Below are 20,361 nucleotides of genomic sequence, written 5' to 3'. Positions count from 1 at the left end.
GACCAGAGAGTCGCCTTTTTTATGGCTCATTTTCGAGGAGAGTAAAGATGAAAGCCTGGCAGCGTGAGTTTATTGAGTTTGCTCTGAACAAGCAGGTATTAAAATTCGGCGAGTTTACCCTGAAGTCGGGACGTAAAAGCCCTTATTTTTTTAATGCGGGCCTGTTTAATACCGGCCGCGACCTGGCGCTGCTGGGCCGTTTTTATGCGCAGGCGCTGGTAGATTCCGGCGTCGATTTTGATCTGTTGTTCGGCCCGGCTTACAAAGGCATTCCTATCGCTACGACTACGGCTGTTGCGCTCGCCGACCACCATCAGCGCGACGTTCCTTATTGCTTTAACCGCAAGGAAGCAAAAGATCACGGCGAGGGTGGCATGTTAGTCGGCAGCCCGCTGCAGGGGCGTGTGATGCTGGTTGACGATGTGATTACCGCAGGGACGGCTATCCGTGAATCGATGGAAATCATCGCTGCTAACGGCGCCACGCTGGCTGGCGTGCTGATTTCTCTTGACCGTCAGGAACGTGGCCGCGGCGAAATTTCTGCTATTCAGGAAGTTGAGCATGATTATCAGTGTCACGTGACGGCGATTATCACGCTAAGCGATCTGATTGATTATCTGGAAGAGAAACCGGAAATGGCCGACCACTTGGCTGCCGTTCGCGCCTATCGTCAAACCTACGGCATCTAACTGCAATGCGCCGGGCTTATCAGCGGGCCCGGCTGTATCCACCTTTGTCTGGCAACGGCAGGATGCTAACTAGCCGTGCCGGACAGCAAGCATTACACCAGCTGCGCCGCCAGTAACGGCCAACGTACCTCAAATTCCTTTGTCGGCAAATAGCGGAACTCTGAACGTACAAAGCGTGACAGCATGCCTTCGCAGAAAGCGAGCAGCTGGCTGGCCAGCAGCGTTTCATCGGTGGTAAAGCCTTCGCCCTCACGCATCTTTCGCTCGCGCATAACCTGCCGTAGCTGGGCCTCGATACGCTCAAAAAGCTGGTTAATGCGGCCCTGTAAACGATCCTGTTCAAACATCAATGCATGGCCGGTCAAAATACGTGTCAGACCCGGATTGAGTTCGCCAAAACCCAAAATCAGCTGCACGATCATGCGCAAACGCGCCATGGTCTCTTTTTCATCTTTCAGGATAGCGTTGATGCGGGTGATAAGGCTGTCTTCAATAAACTCGATCAGGCTATCAAACATCCGCGTTTTGCTGGGAAAATGACGATAAAGCGCGGCTTCAGATACACCTACCGTGGCGGCCAACTTTGCGGTGGTAATACGTTGGCTACCATCGCTCGACTCCAGCATCTGCGCCAGAGCCTGCAGGATTTCATCGCGACGATTCCTTTTCGCGCTCTTTTTTTCTGCCATGACGTTATAAACCCCTGAGATTTATCATAAACGAGCAAAGGCCCACGCAGCATCCGTGAGAAGGCATCTCACGGTGCTGAAAAATAAACAATTCGGGTTGCGGAGGAGAGTTCTTGTGCGTTTAATTTCGGCCGGAGTGACCGAAGCCGCCTTCACCGCGTGCGCTGGCGTCGAAATCTTCAACCAGATTAAATTCTGCCTGGACCACCGGGACAAAAACCAGCTGGGCAATACGTTCGCCAGGCTGGATAGTAAAGCTCTCCTGGCCACGGTTCCAGACGGACACCATCAGCTGGCCCTGATAATCAGAGTCAATCAGGCCAACCAGATTGCCCAGTACGATGCCATGCTTATGGCCCAGGCCGGAGCGCGGCAAAATAACGGCGGCAAGGGACGGATCGGCAATATGAATCGCCAGGCCGGTAGGCAGTAATGTTGTGGCGCCGGGCGCCAGTTCCTGCGCGGCATCAAGACAGGCGCGCAAATCCAAACCCGCTGAGCCAGAGGTCGCATACGTGGGCAGCGGAAACTCCTTGCCTACGCGCGCATCAATAATCTTAACGTCGATTTTTTTCATCATAACGGCTGACAATCTCGTCTAATAACTGCTGGCCAAGGAGTGTTTTATCTACGAGAGGCAAAACTTTTTCTCCCTCCTGCCAGAAAAGGTGAAGAGCATTCGTATCGCTGTTGAAACCTTGCCCTGGTTTAGAAACATCGTTGGCGCAGATCAGGTCCAGATTTTTCCGAACACGCTTTTGTTGGGCGTATTCTTCCACATTACGGGTTTCAGCAGCAAACCCTACTACATAGGGGCGCTGTTCCTGCATAGCGCCTACGCCAGCGATAATGTCGGGGTTTTTTATCATTTTCAGCGTGATCTCATCACCCTGTTTTTTAATTTTTTCCGGCGCGACTTCCGCTGCGCGGTAGTCTGCCACGGCTGCGCTGCCAATGAAAATATCTTGCTGCGTAATATGCAGCATTACCGTCTTTTCCATCTCTAGCGCGCTGGTGACATCAACACGCTTAACGCCGGCGGGCGTCGCTAATGCGACTGGCCCGGCAACCAGCGTAACGTTCGCACCACGGGCGGCGGCGGCGGCGGCAATGGCGAAACCCATCTTGCCTGAGCTGTGATTAGAGATATAGCGCACCGGGTCGAGCGCTTCGCGTGTCGGACCGGCGGTAATCATAATATTGAGATGTTGCAGATCGTTGACGGGTGCAGACCAGGCGACGGCATGATCGACAATCGCCAGCGGATCGAGCATGCGGCCAGGGCCCACATCGCCGCAGGCCTGGCTGCCGCTGTCAGGTCCCCAAATCAGTACGCCGCGCTCGGCAAGGCGCTGTAGATTTTCCTGTGTAGGCTTCGCGCGATACATCTGCTGATTCATAGCCGGTACGATGGCAATTGGCGCAGCGGTTGCCAGACAAGCCGTGGTTACCAGATCGTTCGCCATACCTGCCGCCACACGAGCAATTAAATCTGCCGTGGCGGGCGCTAAAATAACCAAATCGGCCCATTTTCCCAGTTCAATATGGCCCATTGCGGCTTCCGCCGCCGGATCAAGCAGATCGTCGTACACCGGATAGCCGGAAACCGCCTGTAAGGTCAGCGGCGTGATAAATGCCTTCGCCGCCTCGGTCATCACCACGCGCACCTCGGCGCCACGATCGCGCAGACGTCGCACCAGTTCAGGCGTTTTGTAGGCGGCGATACCGCCGCTGACGCCCAGTACAATATGTTTACCGGTTAATCCCATCATTTCATTTCTGCCTTTGTTGACCTGGCGACAAGCCCAGCCATATCACAATGACGCGATTTTATCACAATCTTACTATCGCGCCGTTTAGCATCCCGCCACCTTTGCGAGTCGCCTCGAAAAGATAAAACCCGCCGCTGGCTGCCTTGTGCTGGCAGGCGCAAAGTAATGGCTCAGGAGCTACTCGTCAGGGAGAGATAAAGCGCATGTTAAAACCCAGGGAAAAATTACATCAGATGGGCGCATCGGCGTTAACTGATACGGAGCTGCTGGCCATCTTCTTACGCACCGGCGCCTGCGGAAAACCAGTGATGGCGTTAGCGGGCGAGCTGCTTGAGGTTTTTGGTTCGCTCTATCTTTTGATGAGCGCTGAAAAAAGCGCGTTTAAGGCCATCAAAGGCATCGGCGACGCTAAGCTGGCGCAGCTACACGCTATTGCCGAACTGGGAAAGCGCTTTTTCAGCGCACAGCTGGCGCGTGAAAACGTGCTGGAAAATCCACAGCTTACGCAGCTTTACCTGCAAAGCGTGCTGGCGCACCAGGAACGGGAAGTTTTTATGGTGATATTTCTTGATAATCAGCACCGGGTGCTGGAGGCGCAGCAGATGTTTTCCGGCACCATTGCCAGCGTGGAAGTGCATCCGCGTGAAATTGTACGCATCGCGTTAAAGCTGAATGCGGCGGCGCTGATACTGGCGCACAACCACCCTTCAGGGCGCGCGGAGCCAAGCAGTGCCGATCGGGATATTACCCAACATATTCGGCAGGCCTGTCTGCTCATGAATATTCGTGTTCTCGACCATTTAGTGATTGGCAGTGGTGAATATGTTTCTTTTGCCGAGCGAGGCTGGCTGTAAGCGCGAAAAACGCTGCTTTTCTGTACCATTTCGGCGATCCGGGGGGATCTTTATCTGTTCGGGACTTGAGCGCTGGCAATACAAGGCGTATACTACGCCACCTTTGAGAATCTCGGGTTTGGCGTTTAGGCCTGCTCAGCGGGTTCACATGGAACTCGCCTGGATGGGCTACCAGCCTGACGAGGCGGCCAAGACCTAGTTTTTAAAGCTCGAGCTGATTTGATTTTTGGAGAATTGACATGTCACGAGTCTGCCAAGTAACTGGCAAGCGTCCGGTGACCGGTAACAACCGTTCCCACGCAATGAACGCGACGAAACGCCGTTTCCTGCCGAACCTGCACTCTCACCGTTTCTGGGTTGAGAGCGAGAAACGTTTCGTTACTCTGCGTGTATCTGCTAAAGGTATGCGTGTAATTGATAAGAAGGGCATCGATACGGTTCTGGCCGATCTGCGTGCCCGTGGTGAGAAGTACTAAGGAACTGAATCATGGCTAAAGGTATTCGTGAGAAGATCAAGCTGGTTTCCTCTGCTGGTACAGGTCACTTCTATACCACCACGAAGAACAAACGTACTAAGCCGGAAAAACTGGAACTGAAAAAGTTCGATCCGGTTGTACGCCAGCACGTGATGTACAAAGAAGCTAAAATTAAATAATTGCGGCTTCCACGAAAAACCCGGCTTCGGCCGGGTTTTTTGTTTTTATGAAACCGTAAAACGTGAGGAGCTGTCATGCCTGAATTACCTGAGGTAGAAACCAGCCGTCGCGGCATTGAACCGCACCTGGTAGGAGAGACCATTCTGCACGCTGTGGTGCGTAATCCGCGTCTGCGCTGGCCGGTATCACAGGAGATTCACGCTCTGAGCGATCAGCCGGTGCTGAGCGTTCAGCGCCGCGCTAAATACCTGCTGCTGGAACTGCCTGAGGGCTGGATTATTATCCACCTTGGTATGTCCGGCAGCCTGCGCGTACTGCCGGAAGCGATCCCGGCGGCAAAACACGATCATGTCGATCTGGTAATGAGCAACGGCAAAGTGCTGCGTTATACCGATCCGCGTCGTTTTGGCGCCTGGCTGTGGAGTACCGACCTTCAGGCCAGCAATGTGCTGGCGCACCTGGGGCCGGAACCGCTCAGCGAGCAGTTTAATGCTGATTATCTGTTTGAAAAATGTCGTGGAAAGCGTACCGCCATCAAACCCTGGCTGATGGAAAACAAGCTGGTGGTAGGCGTCGGTAACATTTATGCCAGCGAGTCGCTGTTCGCCGCAGGGATCCTGCCCGATCGTCCGGCGATGTCGCTAAGCTATGAAGAAATCGCGCTACTGGTAAAAGTGATAAAAGCGGTACTGCTGCGTTCTATCGAACAGGGCGGCACGACGCTACGCGATTTTCTGCAGAGCGACGGCAAGCCAGGCTATTTTGCGCAGGAGCTACAGGTGTATGGACGTGCCGGAGAGCCATGCCGCGTATGCGGAACGCCGATTGAAATCGCTAAACATGGCCAGCGGAGTACCTTTTTCTGTCGAAGCTGTCAGAAATAGGTCTGCCGCGTTAACCAGCCAGCTTTGCCAGCAGCGCCTGGTAAACAGGCTCCGGCAAAAATGCCTTCACCTCGCCGCCGTGACGGGCAACTTCTTTGACCAGCGAAGAAGAGATAAATGAGTACTCTTCGGAAGGCATAAGGAATACGCTTTCCAGCGAGGGGAGAAGGTGGCGATTCATATGCGCCAGTTGCATTTCATACTCAAAGTCAGAAACTGCACGCAGGCCGCGTACCAGCACGTTGGCCTGCCGCTCGCGGGCAAAATTAGCCATCAGATCGCTGAATCCAGTCACTTCCACGTTGGGCAGATGCGCGGTAGCCTGCTGAGCCAGCGCCACGCGCTCTTCAAGGCTAAACAGCGGCTTTTTGCTGGGGCTGGCGGCAATAGCCAGAATAATATGGTCAAACATCAGCGCCGCGCGACTTAGGATATCCAGATGACCATGCGTTAAAGGATCGAAGGTGCCGGGATAAATCGCTCTGGTACTCATTTCTTTTCTCCGCTCGCTGACTGACCCAGCGCCCACAGCGCCGCGTACTTATTAAAAGTATATTGCGCATTCACGACGGCTAACAGCCAGCCCTGACGTCCATCCAGAAAACCGGCGCGTAGCAGCAGCGTTTTACAAAAGGCGCCCAGCGTATGGCTGAAAACCGAGAAGACGCTGCAGCGCTTGCCCTGTTGATGACGCTGCTGCGCCCAGGCTTCCGCATAGGCTAGCTGTTTACGCTGAAAGGCAGCAAAGTCACGGCAGGTCAGGTGCTGCAGATGCCCTGCCAATGGGACAACCTGCGCCTGGCCGCTCTCCAGCGACTCATGCACCTGATGATCGCTATAGCTATAGCGGCGTGGATAAAGGCGCACTACGCGATCGGGATACCAGCCGCTGTGACGCATAAAACGGCCTAAAAACAGATTCAGCCTTCCCAGGCTGTAGACTTTATCTGGCTGCGGCGCTGCGTTAAGCACCTGTTCAATGGCGGCACGCAGTTCAGGCGTGACGCGCTCATCTGCATCGATCATCAAAATCATATCACCGCTGGCATGGGCCTGCGCCTGCTGGCGCTGCTTGCCATAGCCGGGCCAGACGGAGGATTGATAAACCTTTGCGCCGAACTGTCGGGCAATCTCTAACGTGTTGTCCTGGCTGCCGGAATCAAGCAGGATAATTTCATCAGCCCAGCTGACCGAAGCCAGACAATCCGGCAGCAGCTCCGCTTCGTTTTTGGCGATCATTACGACGGAAAGGCGTTGACGTGCGGTCATTTAATGATTCCGTGGCGGCAGGTAAGGCTCAAGCAGCTGTAGCAAACGCTGCAACGCGCCCTGATTTTGATGCAATACCTCAACGGCGTGACGGCCATGATATCGGCGGTAATCGTCATCGATCAGCAGATTACCTACCTCATGCACCAGCGTGGCGGTATCGGTTACGGTAATCAGGCCGTCAGCCTGTTTTAGCTTGCTGCAAATATCTTTGAAGTTAAAGGTGTGCGGGCCCATCAACACCGGAATAGCGTGTGCTGCCGGTTCCAGCGGATTGTGACCGCCGCGCTCCACCAGGCTGCCGCCGACAAAAGCCAGATCGGCAATGCCATACAGCAGCATCAGTTCGCCCATCGTATCGCCGATAACAACCTGCGTGCTGCCAGAAGGAATTTCACCGCTACTGCGTAGCGTATAGCTGAAGCCGCTTTTTTGCGTCATTTCCCGCGCCGTGTCGAAACGCTCAGGGTGACGCGGCACCAGAATCAACAGCAGATCGGGAAAATGCGCCAGCAGGCGGCGGTGCGCATCCAGAATAATGCTCTCTTCGCCTTCGTGAGTGCTGGTGGCAATCCAGACCGGACGGCGCGGCGCCCACTGACGGCGTAGCGTTACCGCCCGCGCTGCCAGTTCTGGCGTAACGGAAATATCAAACTTCAGGCTGCCGGTAATCGCCAGCTGTGACCGCTTCAGGCCCAGCTCGACAAAGCGCGCGCCATCTTCTTCATTCTGTGCGGCGATCAGCGTAATGCGCTGTAGCAGCTGACGCATAAATTTCCCCAGCTTTTTATAGCCTTTCGCTGAACGGGCTGACAGGCGCGCATTGGCGATCACAAGCGGCACCTGACGCTCATGCAGGGCTTTAATAAAGTTGGGCCACAGCTCGGTCTCCATAATGATGACCAGCCGGGGATCGGCGGTATTAAGAAAGCGATGAATGGCGCCGGGAAGCTCGTAAGGCAGATAGACATGATGCACATCTTTGCCAAAGGCGGACTGCGCGCGCTCTGAGCCGGTCGGCGTCATGGTGGTAACCGTAATCGGCAGCGTGGGGTAGCGGTGACGCAGCGCCCGCACCAGCGGAACGGCGGCCAGCGTTTCGCCTACTGAAACCGAATGCAGCAGAATACCGCCAGGGCTCACTTTTCCTGCACAAAAGCCGTAGCGTTCCGCCCAGCGTTTACGATAGGCAGGCGCTTTGCGGCCGCGCAGCCAAAGGCGCAGCCAAATCAGAGGCTGTATAAGGTAAAGCAGGGCAGTGTAAATCGTTGTCATACCGATCTTTACGACACTTATGCGTCAAACTTAAGCAAATATGCGGAATGTGGCATGTTAGCAGATAACTTGCCTGCGCTCATCTATCTTCCGCCGCGCCAGTAAGCAACTGCTGATAAAGAGAATGCAGCTCCGCGCCCAGCCGCTGCGGCGTATAAGGTTCTATTCTGGCCCGTGCCGCTTCGCCCATTGCTGAATCCTGCGCTTTAGATGGAATGGCCTGCACTGCTTCCTGTAATCCTTTGATATTTAGCGCATCGCAGACAAATCCCTGCTTGCCCTGAACAATAAATTCCGCGCCGCCACAGCCGGTACTGGTAATCACCGGCAGGCCGCAGGCCATTGCTTCAAGAATTACATTGGGGAAAGGATCGTACAGCGTCGGCAAAATTAGGCCATCAGCCGCATGATAAAAGGGCTGTACGTCCTGCTGCACACCGACAAAGCGCAGACGATCGAGGCAGTTAAGCTGATTCGCCAGCTGTTGATAACGCGACTGATGTTTATCCTGGCCGACCACGATCAGATAGCGATCGCTATTAGCGATGGCCTGGATTGCCGCCTTCAGGCCTTTACGCTCAAAGCCGGACCCGACATAAATGAGCGCAACGGCCTGCTGCGGTATCGCCAGCTGCTGACGGGACGCATGCCGCATCGCCTCTGTCGCAGGCTGAAAACGTTGAGAATCAATGGCGTTATAAATAACGGTAATGCGGTCATCGGGCAGGTTAAAGCAGCGAATAATATCCTGCTTCACCATCTCAGAATTACAGATCACCTTTTTCAGGGAAGCAGAGCGAAACATCTCTTCTTCCGCCTGCAATACGTAGCGATGATATGGGCTAAGCGAGGCGCTCAGACGCTGCAACGGCGAAACGATACGCGCCCGCTGTTCCAGCCAGACGCGATGTACGCCATCGCCAGCGCGAAAAATATCGCAGCCTGCAATACGCTCATGGCTCTGAACAATATCAAATTGCTCGCGTTGCCAGCAGGCACGCGCCGCCGCGGCAAAACCGCGTTCTCTGGAGACGCGTCCCCATTTGGCCGGGTTACAAATATGCAGATGCCAGTCAGGTTTCGGCGTGCCTTGCCAGCTGCGCGTAATAATATTCAGGTCGAGTTGTTCGCTATTCAGCGCTTCCAGCGCGCGTGAAATAAAGCGCTCGGCGCCGCCGTCGGGCCGGTATTTTTGGCGCACAATCGCCAGGCGTATTTTACGCATCCAGATAGCTCCTTGCCGCAGCAACCACATCGTCAACCGGAATCGCGCTTAAATAACGCTGCTCAGTTTTCGTATCGATAGAATCCGGCGACGGCAGCGAACCGTAATCGCCAGCCCAGATAACCCGATTGTTAACGCCCCAGGGTCGCCATTGCTGAAGCTTGGTTGGCCCAAATAACGCAACGCAGGGCGTTTGCAGCGCTGCCGCCATATGCATCGGTGCGGAATCGACGCCAATAAACAGGCGGGCATGATCGATAAGCGCGGCCAGCTGCGGCAGACTGAGCTGGCCGGCAATAGTGGAAACCTGCGGATTATGGCACAGCGAAAGGATATGCTCGATCATCGCCATCTCTTTACGGTCGGGTGCCGCCGTTAACACAATACGTAAACCGGGCTGGTTTAACCGATCGATTAACGCCGCGACCTTGTCATCATCCCAGCATTTAAAGGTCCAGCGCGACGTAGGCTGAAGAACCATATAGGGGCCGTGGATGCCCTGATTCTGTAGCTGCTGCTGGGCTGCCCGCCAGTCATCATCGCTATAGCACATCGATACAGGACTATTTTCAGTAGGGACGTCAAGCGGCGACAGGGCCAACAGGTTTTGCTCAACCGTGTGGAGCTGGCTGAAATTCGCCGTTGAAACCAGCTGGTTATGGCAATAGCGCCAGATTGGGTTATCACGTTTATTGTAGGCAAAGCCGATGCGCACTGGCGCGCCTGAAAGGCGGGCGATTAAAGCGCTGCGCCATTGATCGGCTAAATTAATCACCACATCGTAATGGCTATCCCGAATGGCGTTGACCAGCTTCAGCTCCTGCTTAAGCTGATGCCAGACACCCTGCTTTTTCCACTTACGATCGATCAGATGTAGTTTACGAATGGCCGGATGCGCCTGCAGCATCGGGCGCGTCTCCTGGTAAAGCAAGACATCAATTGCGGCGTTGGGGTAACGCTGATGGAGCGCATTAATAACCGGTGTGGTCAGTAGCATATCGCCATGATGACGCAGCTTAATCACCAGAATATTGCGTGGAGTAAAGGATGCAGGGATCTGACTTACCATACAAAGCCTGTCTCAGAAGGAAGTGGGCCGATTTTAGGGCAAAGCCGCCAGGGGAGAAAGCACCGTCTGCGCCATTCTCCCCGATTTTGCGCAGTTAACGTTTACGCCAGCGGTAAATGCGGCTCAGCCAAAGTAACAGCTGATACCATTGCTTCAGACCACGCGCATTGCGCAACATTCGCCGATGGGTTTGAGTGGCAAAAATATCGGCAATAATGGCCTGGCGCGCATCGGCTTCAGGCTCCCGGCGTACCGAGTGACAAACGCTCAGCGCTTCATGCGTCACCTGATAGTGAAACTGCGGATAAATTTTTACTTTGTCGCGATAACGCTGATTAATCTCTTCCAGCATCCGGGCGATTTTCAGGTAGTGGCGCTGATATTCCACATTGCGCTGCCCGGTACGTTTGCGGTTACTGATGGATTGATCGTGAACATGATAACGATACAGCGGACGATCGGTATAGCGCACCCGACGCGCGTTCAGCATAAACTCTGTGGTCCATGGAATATCCTGATGATGAAGCCCCGGCTCAAACCACAGCTCGCAGGATTTAATCAGCGATAAGCGATAAATTCCCATCCAGACCACATGCAGATAACGCCGGGTCGCCAGCGCTTTGCTGAGCCAGGCGGCGCCGTCCAGCACGTCGGTTGAAGTGAGGCGATCGTGCGGAATCAGCGTTTTAACGCGCTGGCTGCTGGGATAAAAACATTCCGCGTTGCACTGAGCGGCATCCAGATCGTCCTGCTCGGCCATGCCGACTAACGTCTGATACATCTCTGGCACCAGGGTATCATCGGCATCTGGAAAGGTGACGTATTTACCGCGAGCGACAGCCAGTCCTGCATTGCGCGCACGGGAAACGCCGCCATTTTGCTGGTTAATGACGCTTACATGTTCATAGCGCGCCGCATAATCGGCCGCCCGTTCGGCGCTGCCGTCCGTCGAACCGTCATTAACGATAATGATTTCAAGATCGGTAAAGGTTTGCGCCAGCAACGATGCCATAAAATTGTCAAACATGCTGCCAGCGTTATACATCGGAATGATGACGCTGAGTAAAGGTGGAGCAGTAGCAGTGTGTTGAGTCATGTTGTTTAAGGCTTGGGTTGGCTCAGCCGCTCCGGCTGGCGGGCAGCAATAAAATGATAAATATCGTCGAGTTTGCGCTGGTCGAGCGCATAGAGTTGTTCAGCCGGATGATGAAACTGATATAACGCCGCAAAAACAAACGAAGAAGGCGCAATATGATCGGGACCGATTAACAAAACATCGCCCAGCGGACGCTGTTCTTCTACGCAGCAGGGACCATAAATCAGGATGATTGGCACGCCAACCGCATCGGCGATATAGACATTACCGGAATCAGAAGCAATATAAAAATCCATCATACTGATAGCATGCGGCAAACCTTCCAGTGGAATATCGCCAATCAAGCTAATGATATTCTCACGTTCGCCAACCACCTTATACAACTCCTGCAGACGATCCATTTCTGACGGCGCGCCAAAAACATAAAACAAGCAGGGCAGGTCAGCCAGCCGGTCAAACAGGCGTTGCCAGACTGCGGGCGGTATAGTTTTCGCTTTATTGCCCGCAGAAATACTTATGCCAATTTTTATTCCGTCCTGGCGCTGTAGCGCCGCAGGCACCGAAGCCAGAGGATACAGCGGACGCGTGGCATGCTTTGGATAACTCTCTTTCGTAAAGGTGGGGTTCGCCAGCTTGAGATAATTTTCCAGCGTCAGCGTATTTTTCTCATGCTGCACAATACCGTCAGCCGTCCAGTAAAACAGGCCCTGGTACCATTTACGGCGATAGTTCGACAAAAACTGTTTATTACTGGCATTACAGCAGGCGGCATAGAACAGATTGGCGTTATTAGGATGGAGCAGATAGACATTGTCATATCGGTTCATTAACTGCCAGGCCAGCTGAATTTTTGCGACCAGACCGTTTTTATAATCTTCGATATACCAAATTTTTTGCAGCGTATCGTCATGCTGCGCCAAAGGCGCAACGGTACTGCTTAACAGCGCGTCGCTGTGCTGCAGATGCGCCAGCAGCGGAGTAATATTGATAAAGTCGCCAATTTTGGCAGTCTGAATCACCAGGTTGCGCCCTTCCTTTTTTTGGAAAAGTTTCCTTATCCACTTGAGCGGCAGCAGCAAAATAAAAATGAAAATATAATTCACACCGTTTCCTCAGCGGTACTGGCAACGGGGCAAAGCATAGCGATCCCCTGCAAAAAGTATTATTCCATTATTGCGCATCACGGTTGACGCTCGATCAGCGCAAGATAGCGCTGGCAGACTGTTGCAATATGGTAGGCCGAGAGATCGAGTTGTTGCAGCCTGGGGGGGCAATGATAAATGTCCCGAATTTTCTCCGCCAGTGATTCGCTGGACATGTCTGCCAGACCGCGCGCCAGCTCACCTTGCAAAATGGTTTCCGGCCCGCCAGGACAGCGAGTACTGACTACCGGCGTTTGACAAAGTAATGCTTCGACCAGCACGTTTCCAAAACCTTCGCTATCTGAACTGACAATCAGCATACGTGCATGATTTATCCAGGCATAGGGATTATGCGTAAAACCTTTGAAAATGACACGTTCGGCAATATTAAGCTGTTCTGCCAGCTGTTTTAACCCGGCAATGCGCGCGGCGTCACCCTGGCCGATGAGGACCAGCGGCGTTTGCAGGCCGCTGTGCGCATAAGCCTGCAATAAGCGATCGTGACGTTTTGTCGGATGAAAGCGGCCGACGTGTAGCAAATAATCCTGACCGGACAGCTCGCAGGCTTCCGCAGCCTGTTGCAAAATCAGCTCAGCATCAAAAGGATTAAAAATAACCGCTTCCCTGGACGGTTGTATGCCGTAGTGCTGTTTCAAATCGTCAATCACGTACTGCGAAACGCCGATAATATTGCGATGCTGATAGACCCGGCGGGTTTTTTGAATTTTAAGCCAGCGCGCAAACCCTTTGCGGCGCGCCAGATAAGAGGCAGAAAATACGCCGTGCAGACAATACCAGGTTTTCGCAGGATCAAGATGACGACAGCGACTGACAATGCGGTCGGTTTTATGGAGATGGGAAACGACTAAATCAAATGCGCCGCCCTGCTGCTCCGCCTTGATAATCGCGTGATCCAACAGGCGAGCGCGTCTTTGCAGTTCAGTTACTTTACGCCAGGGTTTACGACAGCGATCCTGAATCACCTGATAATCCAGCCCTGCTGGTAGGGGGTAATCGCATACGCTGCGTAAAGAAAACAGCGAAACGCGATGCCCCAGCGATAACAGGCCTTTAGCCAGAGTCAGCACAACTTTTTCTGCGCCGCCTCCGGGTAAACCATCAATGATCAGCAAAATACGCCTGGACAATTTTAAAAATCCTTATGTGTGCAAAAACGCCACTGGCAGAAGTGTAAGAGTTATTTTGTTGTTAGTTAAGTCTCTGTTCCCACAACCACAGCAAGATAGCGCTTATGACGAGTGCAGGCGTTCAGTAGACCGGTATACCGGACTGACAAAGAGAGCTTCATGGCGTCAGAAACAAACCAGACGGTATATCAGCTATAGGTTAAGTAAGCGAAGCTTAGTCCGCCAACGACGCTAAAAAAAGCGGATTTATCATAATGAAATAATTTTGCTCTGAAGAAACGGGCTGCGTAACATGTCGGCTTAATCAGCGGAGCGTTGGAAATAAGATGAATAAACCGGCTTTTCTCATCACGATTGATACGGAAGGCGACAATCTTTGGCGCAATCGACGTACCATCACTACCCGTAATACGCTATTTTTGCCGCGTTTTCAGGCGCTGTGTGAAAAATATGGATTTAAGCCGACCTGGCTAACTAACTATGAAATGGCCAGCGATCCTGCTTATGTCGAATTTGCCCGCGATGTGATCACTCGGCGTCAGGGCGAGGTTGGTATGCATCTGCACGCCTGGAACAGTCCGCCCGAAACGCCGCTGACGGATGATGACTGGCGCTGGCAGCCTTATCTTATTGAATATCCGGATAATTTGCTGCGTGATAAGGTCAGATTTATGACCGAGCTGCTGGAAGATAAATTCCAGACTAAAATGTTAAGCCATCGCGCCGGACGCTGGGCCTTTGATGAGCGCTATGCTGCCGTGCTGCGCGAACTGGGTTATCAGGTTGACTGTTCGGTCACGCCGCGCGTTAGCTGGCGTAATTCCCCCGGCGCGCCGCAGGGACAAGGCGGAACGGACTATACGCATTTTCCTTCCCATGCCTATTTCCTCGATCCGCACGATATTTCCCGTAGCGGTAATTCAACGCTGCTGGAAGTGCCAATGAGCATCCAGTACAAACATTCTGCGCTGATGAATAAAGTAAAGCAGGGTTACGACAGGCTACGCGGTAAAAAGCGCGGTCCGTCAGTCAACTGGCTGCGGCCTGCAGGTGGAAACCTGGCGGCAATGAAACGCGTAGCAGAAGCAACGCTGACGGAAGGAGGCGACTATGTGGAGTTTATGCTGCATTCTTCAGAATTTATGCCTGACGGCAGCCCAACCTTTAAAAATGAAGCGGATATTGAACGGCTGTATGACGATCTGGATGCATTATTTAGTTGGTTACAGCAGCGGACACAAGGTATGACGCTGGCGGAATATTATCAATACTTTCAGGCGCGGTAAATGACTAAAGCTATTTCATCTACGGATAAAAAAAACGATCTAATCAATGCCAATCGTTGGCGTGATGCGTTTTATTTTTTAGCTCTCTCAACAGTATTGTTGGCCGTTATGTTTACTTTTATACATGAAAAAACGGCGAAAGTTACGTTTTATTGGGCATTCTATTTTTCAATAATTGGAATTATTTTCAATGGACGTAAGCTGAGTCGAAATAGACTTTGGTTTACCGTTCTATTAGCTTTGCTTGGATGCAGTAAAGTCATCTGGTTTTACTGGCATTATATGGGAAATGCGGATTTTAATCCTTTCAATGATTATCTAAATGCTGGTAAACGCCTGTTATTTTCCTCAGTAATTAGTTACTACTTATTTAGCCAGAGATCACGACATTCACATATTGCGTTGCGTATGATTGAATGGGGATTCGCCTTTGCTTTTATTGGCGCCACTCTTTACGGGCTCTATCAATATTTCAGCGATGCCGGGCGAGTAGAGTTTGCGCTCGATCGCGCTACTATTTCTGCCTACGGCTATGCGATGCTGGCAGCGGCGCTAATTTTTATGCTAGCTATGAAAAGCCATACCAAAGAATATCTGTTGCTGTGTTTAGGAATATTTATTACAGCCTGGTTTATTATTATTCAAACCGGAACGCGTAATATGATCGCTGCATTTCCGGTTATTATTTTATTTGTTGGCTTGCTACAGTTTCGTCATTTAGGCTGGAAAGCAGCGACAGGAATGTTTATTGCTGTCGCTGTATTAGCTACAGCTTGTTACAAGCCGATGATCAAACCGAGATTAGATAAATCAATGGCGGAATATAGCCGTTATAGTGATGGTCAGGGCAATAAAAATGGTTCACTTACCAGTCGTTTAGCAATGTGGAATATTGGCACTGCCTGTTTTTTAGCTAATCCGCTGGGAATGAATATGGAGCAGCGGGCAGACTGGTTTAAACATTACGTGGAAGTAAATCATCGCGATGCCAGTGCTTTACAATACGTCAATATTCATTTGCACAATGAGCTGATTGATACCGCTACGCTGCAAGGAATTCAGGGCGTATTTGTGATAGTTTTGTTTTATCTGGCAATTATGTTCTATGCGCTAAGGAAAAATAACGCTCTGTTACTTTCTGTTATATCAGCGGTTGTTGTCAGTGGATTAACGGACGTCGTCTTTATCAGTCGCGAGCTGACCGTTTGTGTTTCGCTTCTACTTATCTTGTGTGTGATGTGGCAAAGTCTGACTGTTACAGTCAGGACGTCAATATAGTGTTTTTTTTGGCGGCTATTTTAGCCGCCTTACTTTAAGCATCTTTCTCTTATAGCTCATTCTAACTTTGCCATTAAATAAGAAGCTACCCAGATGCTGTTCATGAATACGCTTCTTCACTCTCTCCCATTCATTCTGTTGTTTTAAAACATCAGCATGACGATTAATAACGTCAATCCAGTGACAAGTAATTAACGGTTTAAACTTAACGGGTAGCACTTCATCCATATGAGCGGTAGCAGCCAATAAGCAGGAGATCTTCACAGGATTCATAACAGTTGAAAGGCTGGTGGCATGTTTTCTATAAAGATAAAAACCTGACTCAGAAAAGATCGTTTTTTTACTTTTAGTTAATAACAGCGGAAAAAGCCACGCATCTTCATAACAGATAAAATGTGGGAATGGATTTCTCTGCAGCAAGCTGCGATGAAAATACTGACCAATAAAATGCGCCTGGAAATCCCGATGAATTAAAAACCGCGTGATAACTTCATCATTGGTTAAAGAAACAGGAGCCCGATAATGCCAACCAGGAATGTTGCTGCAATTGTCGCTTCGCTGTTCAATAATTTTACTGAGATATATATCAGGGGATTGCTCATCCAGCACCCGTAAGTGATCGACAATAGCGCCGGGAAGCAATTGATCATCACCGTCAAGCATCAGAATATAATCACCCTGAGCCAGCGAAACGGCATGATTACGGACTTTTCCAATATTACGGAACAGTGTCTGCTGATGGTGTACCTGAGGATGAGTAGCGGCGAAGCTTTCGATAATGGATTGCGTATCGTCGTCTGAAGCATCGTTAATGATGATGATTTCGCAGCGCGGGCTGGCCTCACCCAGCGAAGCGATAACGCTGTTCAGCGTATCTTTAAGCCAGGCGTCACAGTTATGGGCGGCGATAATAATGCTCAGACGGTACGAGGTAGCCATTACAAATTTGCACTCAATAAAAGCTGCAACGCAGCATAAACGCTTTCAGATGTTATCGCCGCCATGTCATTACTGTCTGGCGCGCGCAGAACATGCTGATTCAACCCATAGCCCCCAATCAATCCAGGATCCGTTGGGCCATAGAGCGTGATATTAGGGCGGTCGAGCGCGGCGGTGAGATGGCTCAGGCCGGTATCGACAGAAACCACGGCTTTCGCGCCCGCCAGCGTTTGCGCTACCTGTTCCAGCGTCAGCTTCGGCAATACCTCAACGTGATTAAACCCAGCAGCCAGACGCTGCGCCCGCTGATGCTCATGCTCAGCGCCCCAGGGAAGTTTAATGCGTAATCCGCACGGTGCAAGCCGCTCTATCAGTTCACGCCAGTGGCTTTCCGGCCAGTGCTTATTATCGCGCGTGGTGGCGTGCAGAAAGACCAGATAGTGCCCCGCGTCAGCGGGCGGATGAGCCAGAAAATGGGCGGCAATCGCATAATCGCCCTGCGTTTGCGGCTTTTCATAGCCCAGACTCTTGGCAAATAGCTCGCGCGTACGCTCTACAGCGTGCTGGCGCTTATCAATTTCGTGACGCTTGTCGTACCACCAGCTGGCGAAAGGTTCGCGCGCGCTGCGGCTATCCTGGCCGTGCTTTACGCCTTTGGCCAGACGCGTGACCAGCGCCGCGCTTTTAATCAGGCCCTGTGCATCAATCACGACATCATACTCACGCGACTGAAGCGCCCGCTTAAATGCCACGCGCTCTTCGCGCTGTTGACTGCCGAACCAGTGCTTGCGCCAGCGGCGTATCGCCACCGGCAATACGCGATCCACTGCCGGATGCCAGCCAGGAATCTGCGCGAAATTCTCTTCAACTACCCAGTCGAAGCGGATGTCGGGAATCGCCTGCATCGCATCCGTAAGAGCAGGCAACGTATGAAGTACGTCTCCCATCGAAGACGTTTTTACAATCAATACCTTCATGCCGGCTCCTGCTGGCTTAACAGTGCGGTAAGCTCTTCCATGACGCGTGCAGGTTGAATATCAATCAGGCTTTGATGATAACCTTCCTCCGCATCGCCTTTGCGCACTTTATGATAGCCGCTAATCAGGCGGATCACGCGGGCATGGTGAGATAAAGGCGGCGTGAAATCAGGGCTGCTGGGACCGTACAGCGCAACCAGCGGACGGTTCAGCGCCGCGGCGACATGCATCAGCCCGGAATCATTGGTAACCACCGCACGGCAATGCGCCAGCAGAATGACCGCCTGCTCCAGCTTCGTTTCACCGGCCAAATTGCGGCAATATTGCTGTGCGGGTTCATCCAGCGACTGACGGATCTGCTCGCCGGTTTCATGATCTTTCGCGGAGCCAAACAGGACTATCTGATAACCAGCGGTAATCAGCTGTTGTGCCAGCGTCGCGTAGTGGTAATGCGGCCAGCGCTTGGCTGGGCCAAATTCCGCGCCTGGGCAGAAACCGATAATCGGCCTGTCGGCGGAGAGCGAAAAGAGGGCGGCGGTTTCGATTTTTTCCTGTTCTTCTACCTGCAACTGCGGCCATAACAACGGCTGTGGCAGGTCGCGCGCGTTTTTAACCGGCTTATCGTAGGCCAGCGCCACATAGCGCTCGACCATCAGCGGGAAAGCGGGTTTATCCAGCACGCGCAGATCGTTCAGCAGACCATAGCGCATCTCGCCGCGCCAGCCGGTACGCCGCGCAATGCCGGCAAAGAAGGGCACCAGCGCCGATTTAAACGAGCCAGGCAACACATAAGCCCGCTGGTAATTTTTATGGCGCAGTGCTTTGCCCAGACGGTAGCGCTCGCCCAGCGCCAGGGCGCCGTGGCCCAGCGGCATCGCCAGCGCCTCGTTGACTTCCGGCATGCGCGACAACAGCGGACGGCACCAGGCGGGTGCCATCACATCAATTTCGGCATCAGGATGTTCGGCCTTCAGCGTGCGATAGAGACCTTGCGACATCATCATATCGCCGACCCAGGAAGGGCCGATTACCAGTATTTTCATGCCGGGTGCGCCTTCCTTTCCTTATGCGTCGCGGTTTAGCCAGGCCATATAATCAGCCACGCCTTCGGCCACGGTTTTAAACGGCTTATCGTAGCCCGCCGCCCGCAGCTTAGTAAGATCGGCTTTGGTATAAGCCTGATAGCGGCCTTTGAGTTTTTCCGGGAAAGGGATGTACTCGATAGCGCCTTTTTGATGATAAGCCAGCGCCGCATCGGCTACCGCCTGGAAAGATTCGGCACGGCCGGTTCCGCAGTTGAAAATGCCGGAGACGCCTTTTTTCCAGAACCAGAGGTTCACCGCTGCTACGTCGCTGACATGAATAAAGTCGCGCTTAAAGTTATCGCTGCCTTCAAACAGTTTAGGATTTTCGCCGTTGTTCAGCTGGGTGTTCAGATGGAAAGCGACGCTGGCCATGCTGCCTTTGTGCCCTTCACGCGGCCCGTAAACGTTGAAATAGCGGAAACCGCATACCTGTGAATCCGCTTCCGGCAGGATTTGGCGTACATAGTGATCGAACAGCATTTTCGAATAGCCGTAAACATTCAGCGGCTGCTCGTACTGACGCTCTTCAATAAAGTTATCATTGCGGCCGCCGTAAGTGGCGGCAGAGGAGGCGTACAGGAACGGAATATTGCGCTCCAGGCAGAAGTGCAGCAGCTCTTTGGAATACTGATAGTTGTTATCCATCATGTATTTGCCATCCCACTCGGTGGTGGAAGAGCAGGCGCCTTCATGGAATACTGCATCAATATCGCCCAAGTCATCGCCGGCCATCACGCTGGCGATAAAATCTTCTTTATCCATGTAATCGGTGATGTCGAGATCCACCAGATTGACGAACTTGGTGCCGTCTTTCAGGTTGTCGACCACCAGAATGTCGGTAATACCTTCGTCATTCAGCGCTTTAACAATATTGCTGCCGATCATGCCGGCGCCGCCAGTCACAATAATCATGGGCTTAACCTTAAACAGTGAGGCGGAACGGGGCGTTCCACACCTAAATAAGCGTCATCATAACATTTCATCGGCGTACAGGCAGCCAGAGGAGTCCGTAACGGAATGTAACCTGG

22 protein-coding genes are annotated in these 20,361 nt (G+C 52.4%); 7 read left to right on the top strand and 15 right to left on the bottom strand.

The annotated features are described in order from the left end of the window. The first annotated feature begins 47 nt into the window (after nt 1–47). On the top strand, nt 48–689 hold the full coding sequence (pyrE, locus tag P3C52_RS00385) for an orotate phosphoribosyltransferase (protein WP_275553269.1): 642 nt from the start codon (nt 48–50) through the stop codon (nt 687–689). A gap of 92 nt (nt 690–781) precedes the next feature. Here pyrE and slmA read toward each other — a convergent pair whose 3' ends face one another. The 3 genes from slmA to coaBC form a co-directional block, all read right to left on the bottom strand. After that, complete coding sequence (slmA, locus tag P3C52_RS00380; RefSeq protein ID WP_275553268.1) at nt 782–1,378, bottom strand: nucleoid occlusion factor SlmA; 597 nt, start codon at nt 1,376–1,378, stop codon at nt 782–784. A gap of 121 nt (nt 1,379–1,499) precedes the next feature. Next, nucleotides 1,500–1,958: a dUTP diphosphatase gene (dut, locus tag P3C52_RS00375; protein ID WP_275553267.1), complete on the bottom strand. Its 459-nt coding sequence runs from the start codon at nt 1,956–1,958 to the stop codon at nt 1,500–1,502. Further along, nucleotides 1,936–3,147 carry a bifunctional phosphopantothenoylcysteine decarboxylase/phosphopantothenate--cysteine ligase CoaBC gene (gene coaBC, locus P3C52_RS00370; protein ID WP_275553531.1) on the bottom strand — a complete coding sequence of 404 codons (1,212 nt, stop codon included), beginning with the start codon at nt 3,145–3,147 and terminating at the stop codon, nt 1,936–1,938. The genes dut and coaBC overlap by 23 nt, the downstream gene beginning before the upstream one ends. Nucleotides 3,148–3,353: 206 nt before the next feature. Here coaBC and radC point away from each other — a divergent pair, with 206 nt between their 5' ends. The 4 genes from radC to mutM all read left to right on the top strand — a co-directional run bounded on the left by radC (nt 3,354) and on the right by mutM (nt 5,544). Next, the gene (gene radC / locus P3C52_RS00365) at nt 3,354–4,004 is read left to right on the top strand and encodes a DNA repair protein RadC (RefSeq protein WP_275553266.1); all 651 of its coding nucleotides are present in this window, start codon (nt 3,354–3,356) and stop codon (nt 4,002–4,004) included. Nucleotides 4,005–4,243: 239 nt separating this feature from the next. Continuing rightward, nucleotides 4,244–4,480, top strand: a complete 237-nt coding sequence (rpmB, locus tag P3C52_RS00360; protein WP_038629143.1) for a 50S ribosomal protein L28 — start codon at nt 4,244–4,246, stop codon at nt 4,478–4,480. Between the two features lie 11 nt (nt 4,481–4,491). Continuing rightward, nucleotides 4,492–4,659, top strand: coding sequence for a 50S ribosomal protein L33 (gene rpmG / locus P3C52_RS00355; protein ID WP_013094893.1), 168 nt, complete (start codon nt 4,492–4,494; stop codon nt 4,657–4,659). Nucleotides 4,660–4,734: 75 nt separating this feature from the next. After that, a complete protein-coding gene (gene mutM, locus P3C52_RS00350; RefSeq protein ID WP_275553265.1) occupies nt 4,735–5,544 on the top strand; it encodes a bifunctional DNA-formamidopyrimidine glycosylase/DNA-(apurinic or apyrimidinic site) lyase in 810 nt (269 codons plus the stop codon). A 10-nt stretch (nt 5,545–5,554) separates the two neighbouring features. Here mutM and coaD read toward each other — a convergent pair whose 3' ends face one another. The 8 genes from coaD to P3C52_RS00310 form a co-directional block, all read right to left on the bottom strand. After that, complete coding sequence (coaD, locus tag P3C52_RS00345) at nt 5,555–6,037, bottom strand: pantetheine-phosphate adenylyltransferase (protein WP_275553264.1); 483 nt, start codon at nt 6,035–6,037, stop codon at nt 5,555–5,557. Beyond that, nucleotides 6,034–6,813, bottom strand: a complete 780-nt coding sequence (locus P3C52_RS00340; protein WP_275553263.1) for a glycosyltransferase family 2 protein — start codon at nt 6,811–6,813, stop codon at nt 6,034–6,036. The genes coaD and P3C52_RS00340 overlap by 4 nt, the downstream gene beginning before the upstream one ends. Continuing rightward, nucleotides 6,814–8,088, bottom strand: coding sequence for a lipid IV(A) 3-deoxy-D-manno-octulosonic acid transferase (gene waaA, locus P3C52_RS00335; protein WP_275553262.1), 1,275 nt, complete (start codon nt 8,086–8,088; stop codon nt 6,814–6,816). It lies immediately after the preceding gene. 79 nt (nt 8,089–8,167) lie between these two features. Continuing rightward, nucleotides 8,168–9,313 (bottom strand): glycosyltransferase family 4 protein, encoded by a 1,146-nt coding sequence (locus P3C52_RS00330; RefSeq protein ID WP_275553261.1) that lies wholly within the window; start codon nt 9,311–9,313, stop codon nt 8,168–8,170. Further along, complete coding sequence (gene rfaQ / locus P3C52_RS00325) at nt 9,306–10,382, bottom strand: putative lipopolysaccharide heptosyltransferase III (RefSeq protein WP_275553260.1); 1,077 nt, start codon at nt 10,380–10,382, stop codon at nt 9,306–9,308. The genes P3C52_RS00330 and rfaQ overlap by 8 nt, the downstream gene beginning before the upstream one ends. Before the next feature lie 94 nt (nt 10,383–10,476). Next, nucleotides 10,477–11,478: a glycosyltransferase gene (locus P3C52_RS00320; protein WP_275553259.1), complete on the bottom strand. Its 1,002-nt coding sequence runs from the start codon at nt 11,476–11,478 to the stop codon at nt 10,477–10,479. Nucleotides 11,479–11,483: 5 nt separating this feature from the next. After that, a complete protein-coding gene (locus P3C52_RS00315; protein ID WP_275553258.1) occupies nt 11,484–12,581 on the bottom strand; it encodes a glycosyltransferase family 9 protein in 1,098 nt (365 codons plus the stop codon). 77 nt (nt 12,582–12,658) lie between these two features. Then, the gene (locus P3C52_RS00310; RefSeq protein ID WP_275553257.1) at nt 12,659–13,768 is read right to left on the bottom strand and encodes a glycosyltransferase; all 1,110 of its coding nucleotides are present in this window, start codon (nt 13,766–13,768) and stop codon (nt 12,659–12,661) included. A gap of 326 nt (nt 13,769–14,094) precedes the next feature. Here P3C52_RS00310 and P3C52_RS00305 point away from each other — a divergent pair, with 326 nt between their 5' ends. Beyond that, nucleotides 14,095–15,054, top strand: coding sequence for a polysaccharide deacetylase family protein (locus P3C52_RS00305; RefSeq protein ID WP_275553256.1), 960 nt, complete (start codon nt 14,095–14,097; stop codon nt 15,052–15,054). Continuing rightward, on the top strand, nt 15,055–16,332 hold the full coding sequence (locus P3C52_RS00300) for an O-antigen ligase family protein (RefSeq protein ID WP_275553255.1): 1,278 nt from the start codon (nt 15,055–15,057) through the stop codon (nt 16,330–16,332). A gap of 15 nt (nt 16,333–16,347) precedes the next feature. On the opposite strand, the gene P3C52_RS00295 is transcribed toward P3C52_RS00300, so the two are convergent. The 4 genes from P3C52_RS00295 to rfaD are packed head-to-tail and all read right to left on the bottom strand — an operon-like array spanning nt 16,348 to nt 20,245. Then, nucleotides 16,348–17,271: a glycosyltransferase family 2 protein gene (locus tag P3C52_RS00295; RefSeq protein ID WP_275553254.1), complete on the bottom strand. Its 924-nt coding sequence runs from the start codon at nt 17,269–17,271 to the stop codon at nt 16,348–16,350. Further along, nucleotides 17,271–18,248 carry a lipopolysaccharide heptosyltransferase RfaC gene (gene rfaC / locus P3C52_RS00290; RefSeq protein WP_275553253.1) on the bottom strand — a complete coding sequence of 326 codons (978 nt, stop codon included), beginning with the start codon at nt 18,246–18,248 and terminating at the stop codon, nt 17,271–17,273. The genes P3C52_RS00295 and rfaC overlap by 1 nt, the downstream gene beginning before the upstream one ends. Then, nucleotides 18,245–19,291 (bottom strand): ADP-heptose--LPS heptosyltransferase RfaF, encoded by a 1,047-nt coding sequence (gene rfaF / locus P3C52_RS00285; RefSeq protein ID WP_275553252.1) that lies wholly within the window; start codon nt 19,289–19,291, stop codon nt 18,245–18,247. Before rfaF ends, rfaC begins: the two co-directional genes overlap by 4 nt. Before the next feature lie 21 nt (nt 19,292–19,312). Continuing rightward, nucleotides 19,313–20,245 (bottom strand): ADP-glyceromanno-heptose 6-epimerase, encoded by a 933-nt coding sequence (gene rfaD / locus P3C52_RS00280; protein WP_275553251.1) that lies wholly within the window; start codon nt 20,243–20,245, stop codon nt 19,313–19,315. Nucleotides 20,246–20,361 lie beyond the last annotated feature (116 nt).

This window comes from Mixta sp. Marseille-Q2659, assembly GCF_940807255.1.
Classification (GTDB): domain Bacteria; phylum Pseudomonadota; class Gammaproteobacteria; order Enterobacterales; family Enterobacteriaceae; genus Mixta.
Note: the sequence above shows the minus strand (reverse complement) of the source record. Positions and strands in the feature narration are given on the sequence as shown.

Bases quoted from the DNA above. Each gene is read 5' to 3' on its own strand.
- pyrE (WP_275553269.1), top strand. From the start codon at position 48: ATGAAAGCCTGGCAGCGTGAGTTTATTGAGTTTGCTCTGAACAAGCAG.
- slmA (WP_275553268.1), bottom strand. From the start codon at position 1,378: ATGGCAGAAAAAAAGAGCGCGAAAAGGAATCGTCGCGATGAAATCCTG.
- dut (WP_275553267.1), bottom strand. From the start codon at position 1,958: ATGATGAAAAAAATCGACGTTAAGATTATTGATGCGCGCGTAGGCAAG.
- coaBC (WP_275553531.1), bottom strand. From the start codon at position 3,147: ATGGGATTAACCGGTAAACATATTGTACTGGGCGTCAGCGGCGGTATC.
- radC (WP_275553266.1), top strand. From the start codon at position 3,354: ATGTTAAAACCCAGGGAAAAATTACATCAGATGGGCGCATCGGCGTTA.
- rpmB (WP_038629143.1), top strand. From the start codon at position 4,244: ATGTCACGAGTCTGCCAAGTAACTGGCAAGCGTCCGGTGACCGGTAAC.
- rpmG (WP_013094893.1), top strand. From the start codon at position 4,492: ATGGCTAAAGGTATTCGTGAGAAGATCAAGCTGGTTTCCTCTGCTGGT.
- mutM (WP_275553265.1), top strand. From the start codon at position 4,735: ATGCCTGAATTACCTGAGGTAGAAACCAGCCGTCGCGGCATTGAACCG.
- coaD (WP_275553264.1), bottom strand. From the start codon at position 6,037: ATGAGTACCAGAGCGATTTATCCCGGCACCTTCGATCCTTTAACGCAT.
- P3C52_RS00340 (WP_275553263.1), bottom strand. From the start codon at position 6,813: ATGACCGCACGTCAACGCCTTTCCGTCGTAATGATCGCCAAAAACGAA.
- waaA (WP_275553262.1), bottom strand. From the start codon at position 8,088: ATGACAACGATTTACACTGCCCTGCTTTACCTTATACAGCCTCTGATT.
- P3C52_RS00330 (WP_275553261.1), bottom strand. From the start codon at position 9,313: ATGCGTAAAATACGCCTGGCGATTGTGCGCCAAAAATACCGGCCCGAC.
- rfaQ (WP_275553260.1), bottom strand. From the start codon at position 10,382: ATGGTAAGTCAGATCCCTGCATCCTTTACTCCACGCAATATTCTGGTG.
- P3C52_RS00320 (WP_275553259.1), bottom strand. From the start codon at position 11,478: ATGACTCAACACACTGCTACTGCTCCACCTTTACTCAGCGTCATCATT.
- P3C52_RS00305 (WP_275553256.1), top strand. From the start codon at position 14,095: ATGAATAAACCGGCTTTTCTCATCACGATTGATACGGAAGGCGACAAT.
- P3C52_RS00300 (WP_275553255.1), top strand. From the start codon at position 15,055: ATGACTAAAGCTATTTCATCTACGGATAAAAAAAACGATCTAATCAAT.
- P3C52_RS00295 (WP_275553254.1), bottom strand. From the start codon at position 17,271: ATGGCTACCTCGTACCGTCTGAGCATTATTATCGCCGCCCATAACTGT.
- rfaC (WP_275553253.1), bottom strand. From the start codon at position 18,248: ATGAAGGTATTGATTGTAAAAACGTCTTCGATGGGAGACGTACTTCAT.
- rfaF (WP_275553252.1), bottom strand. From the start codon at position 19,291: ATGAAAATACTGGTAATCGGCCCTTCCTGGGTCGGCGATATGATGATG.
- rfaD (WP_275553251.1), bottom strand. From the start codon at position 20,245: ATGATTATTGTGACTGGCGGCGCCGGCATGATCGGCAGCAATATTGTT.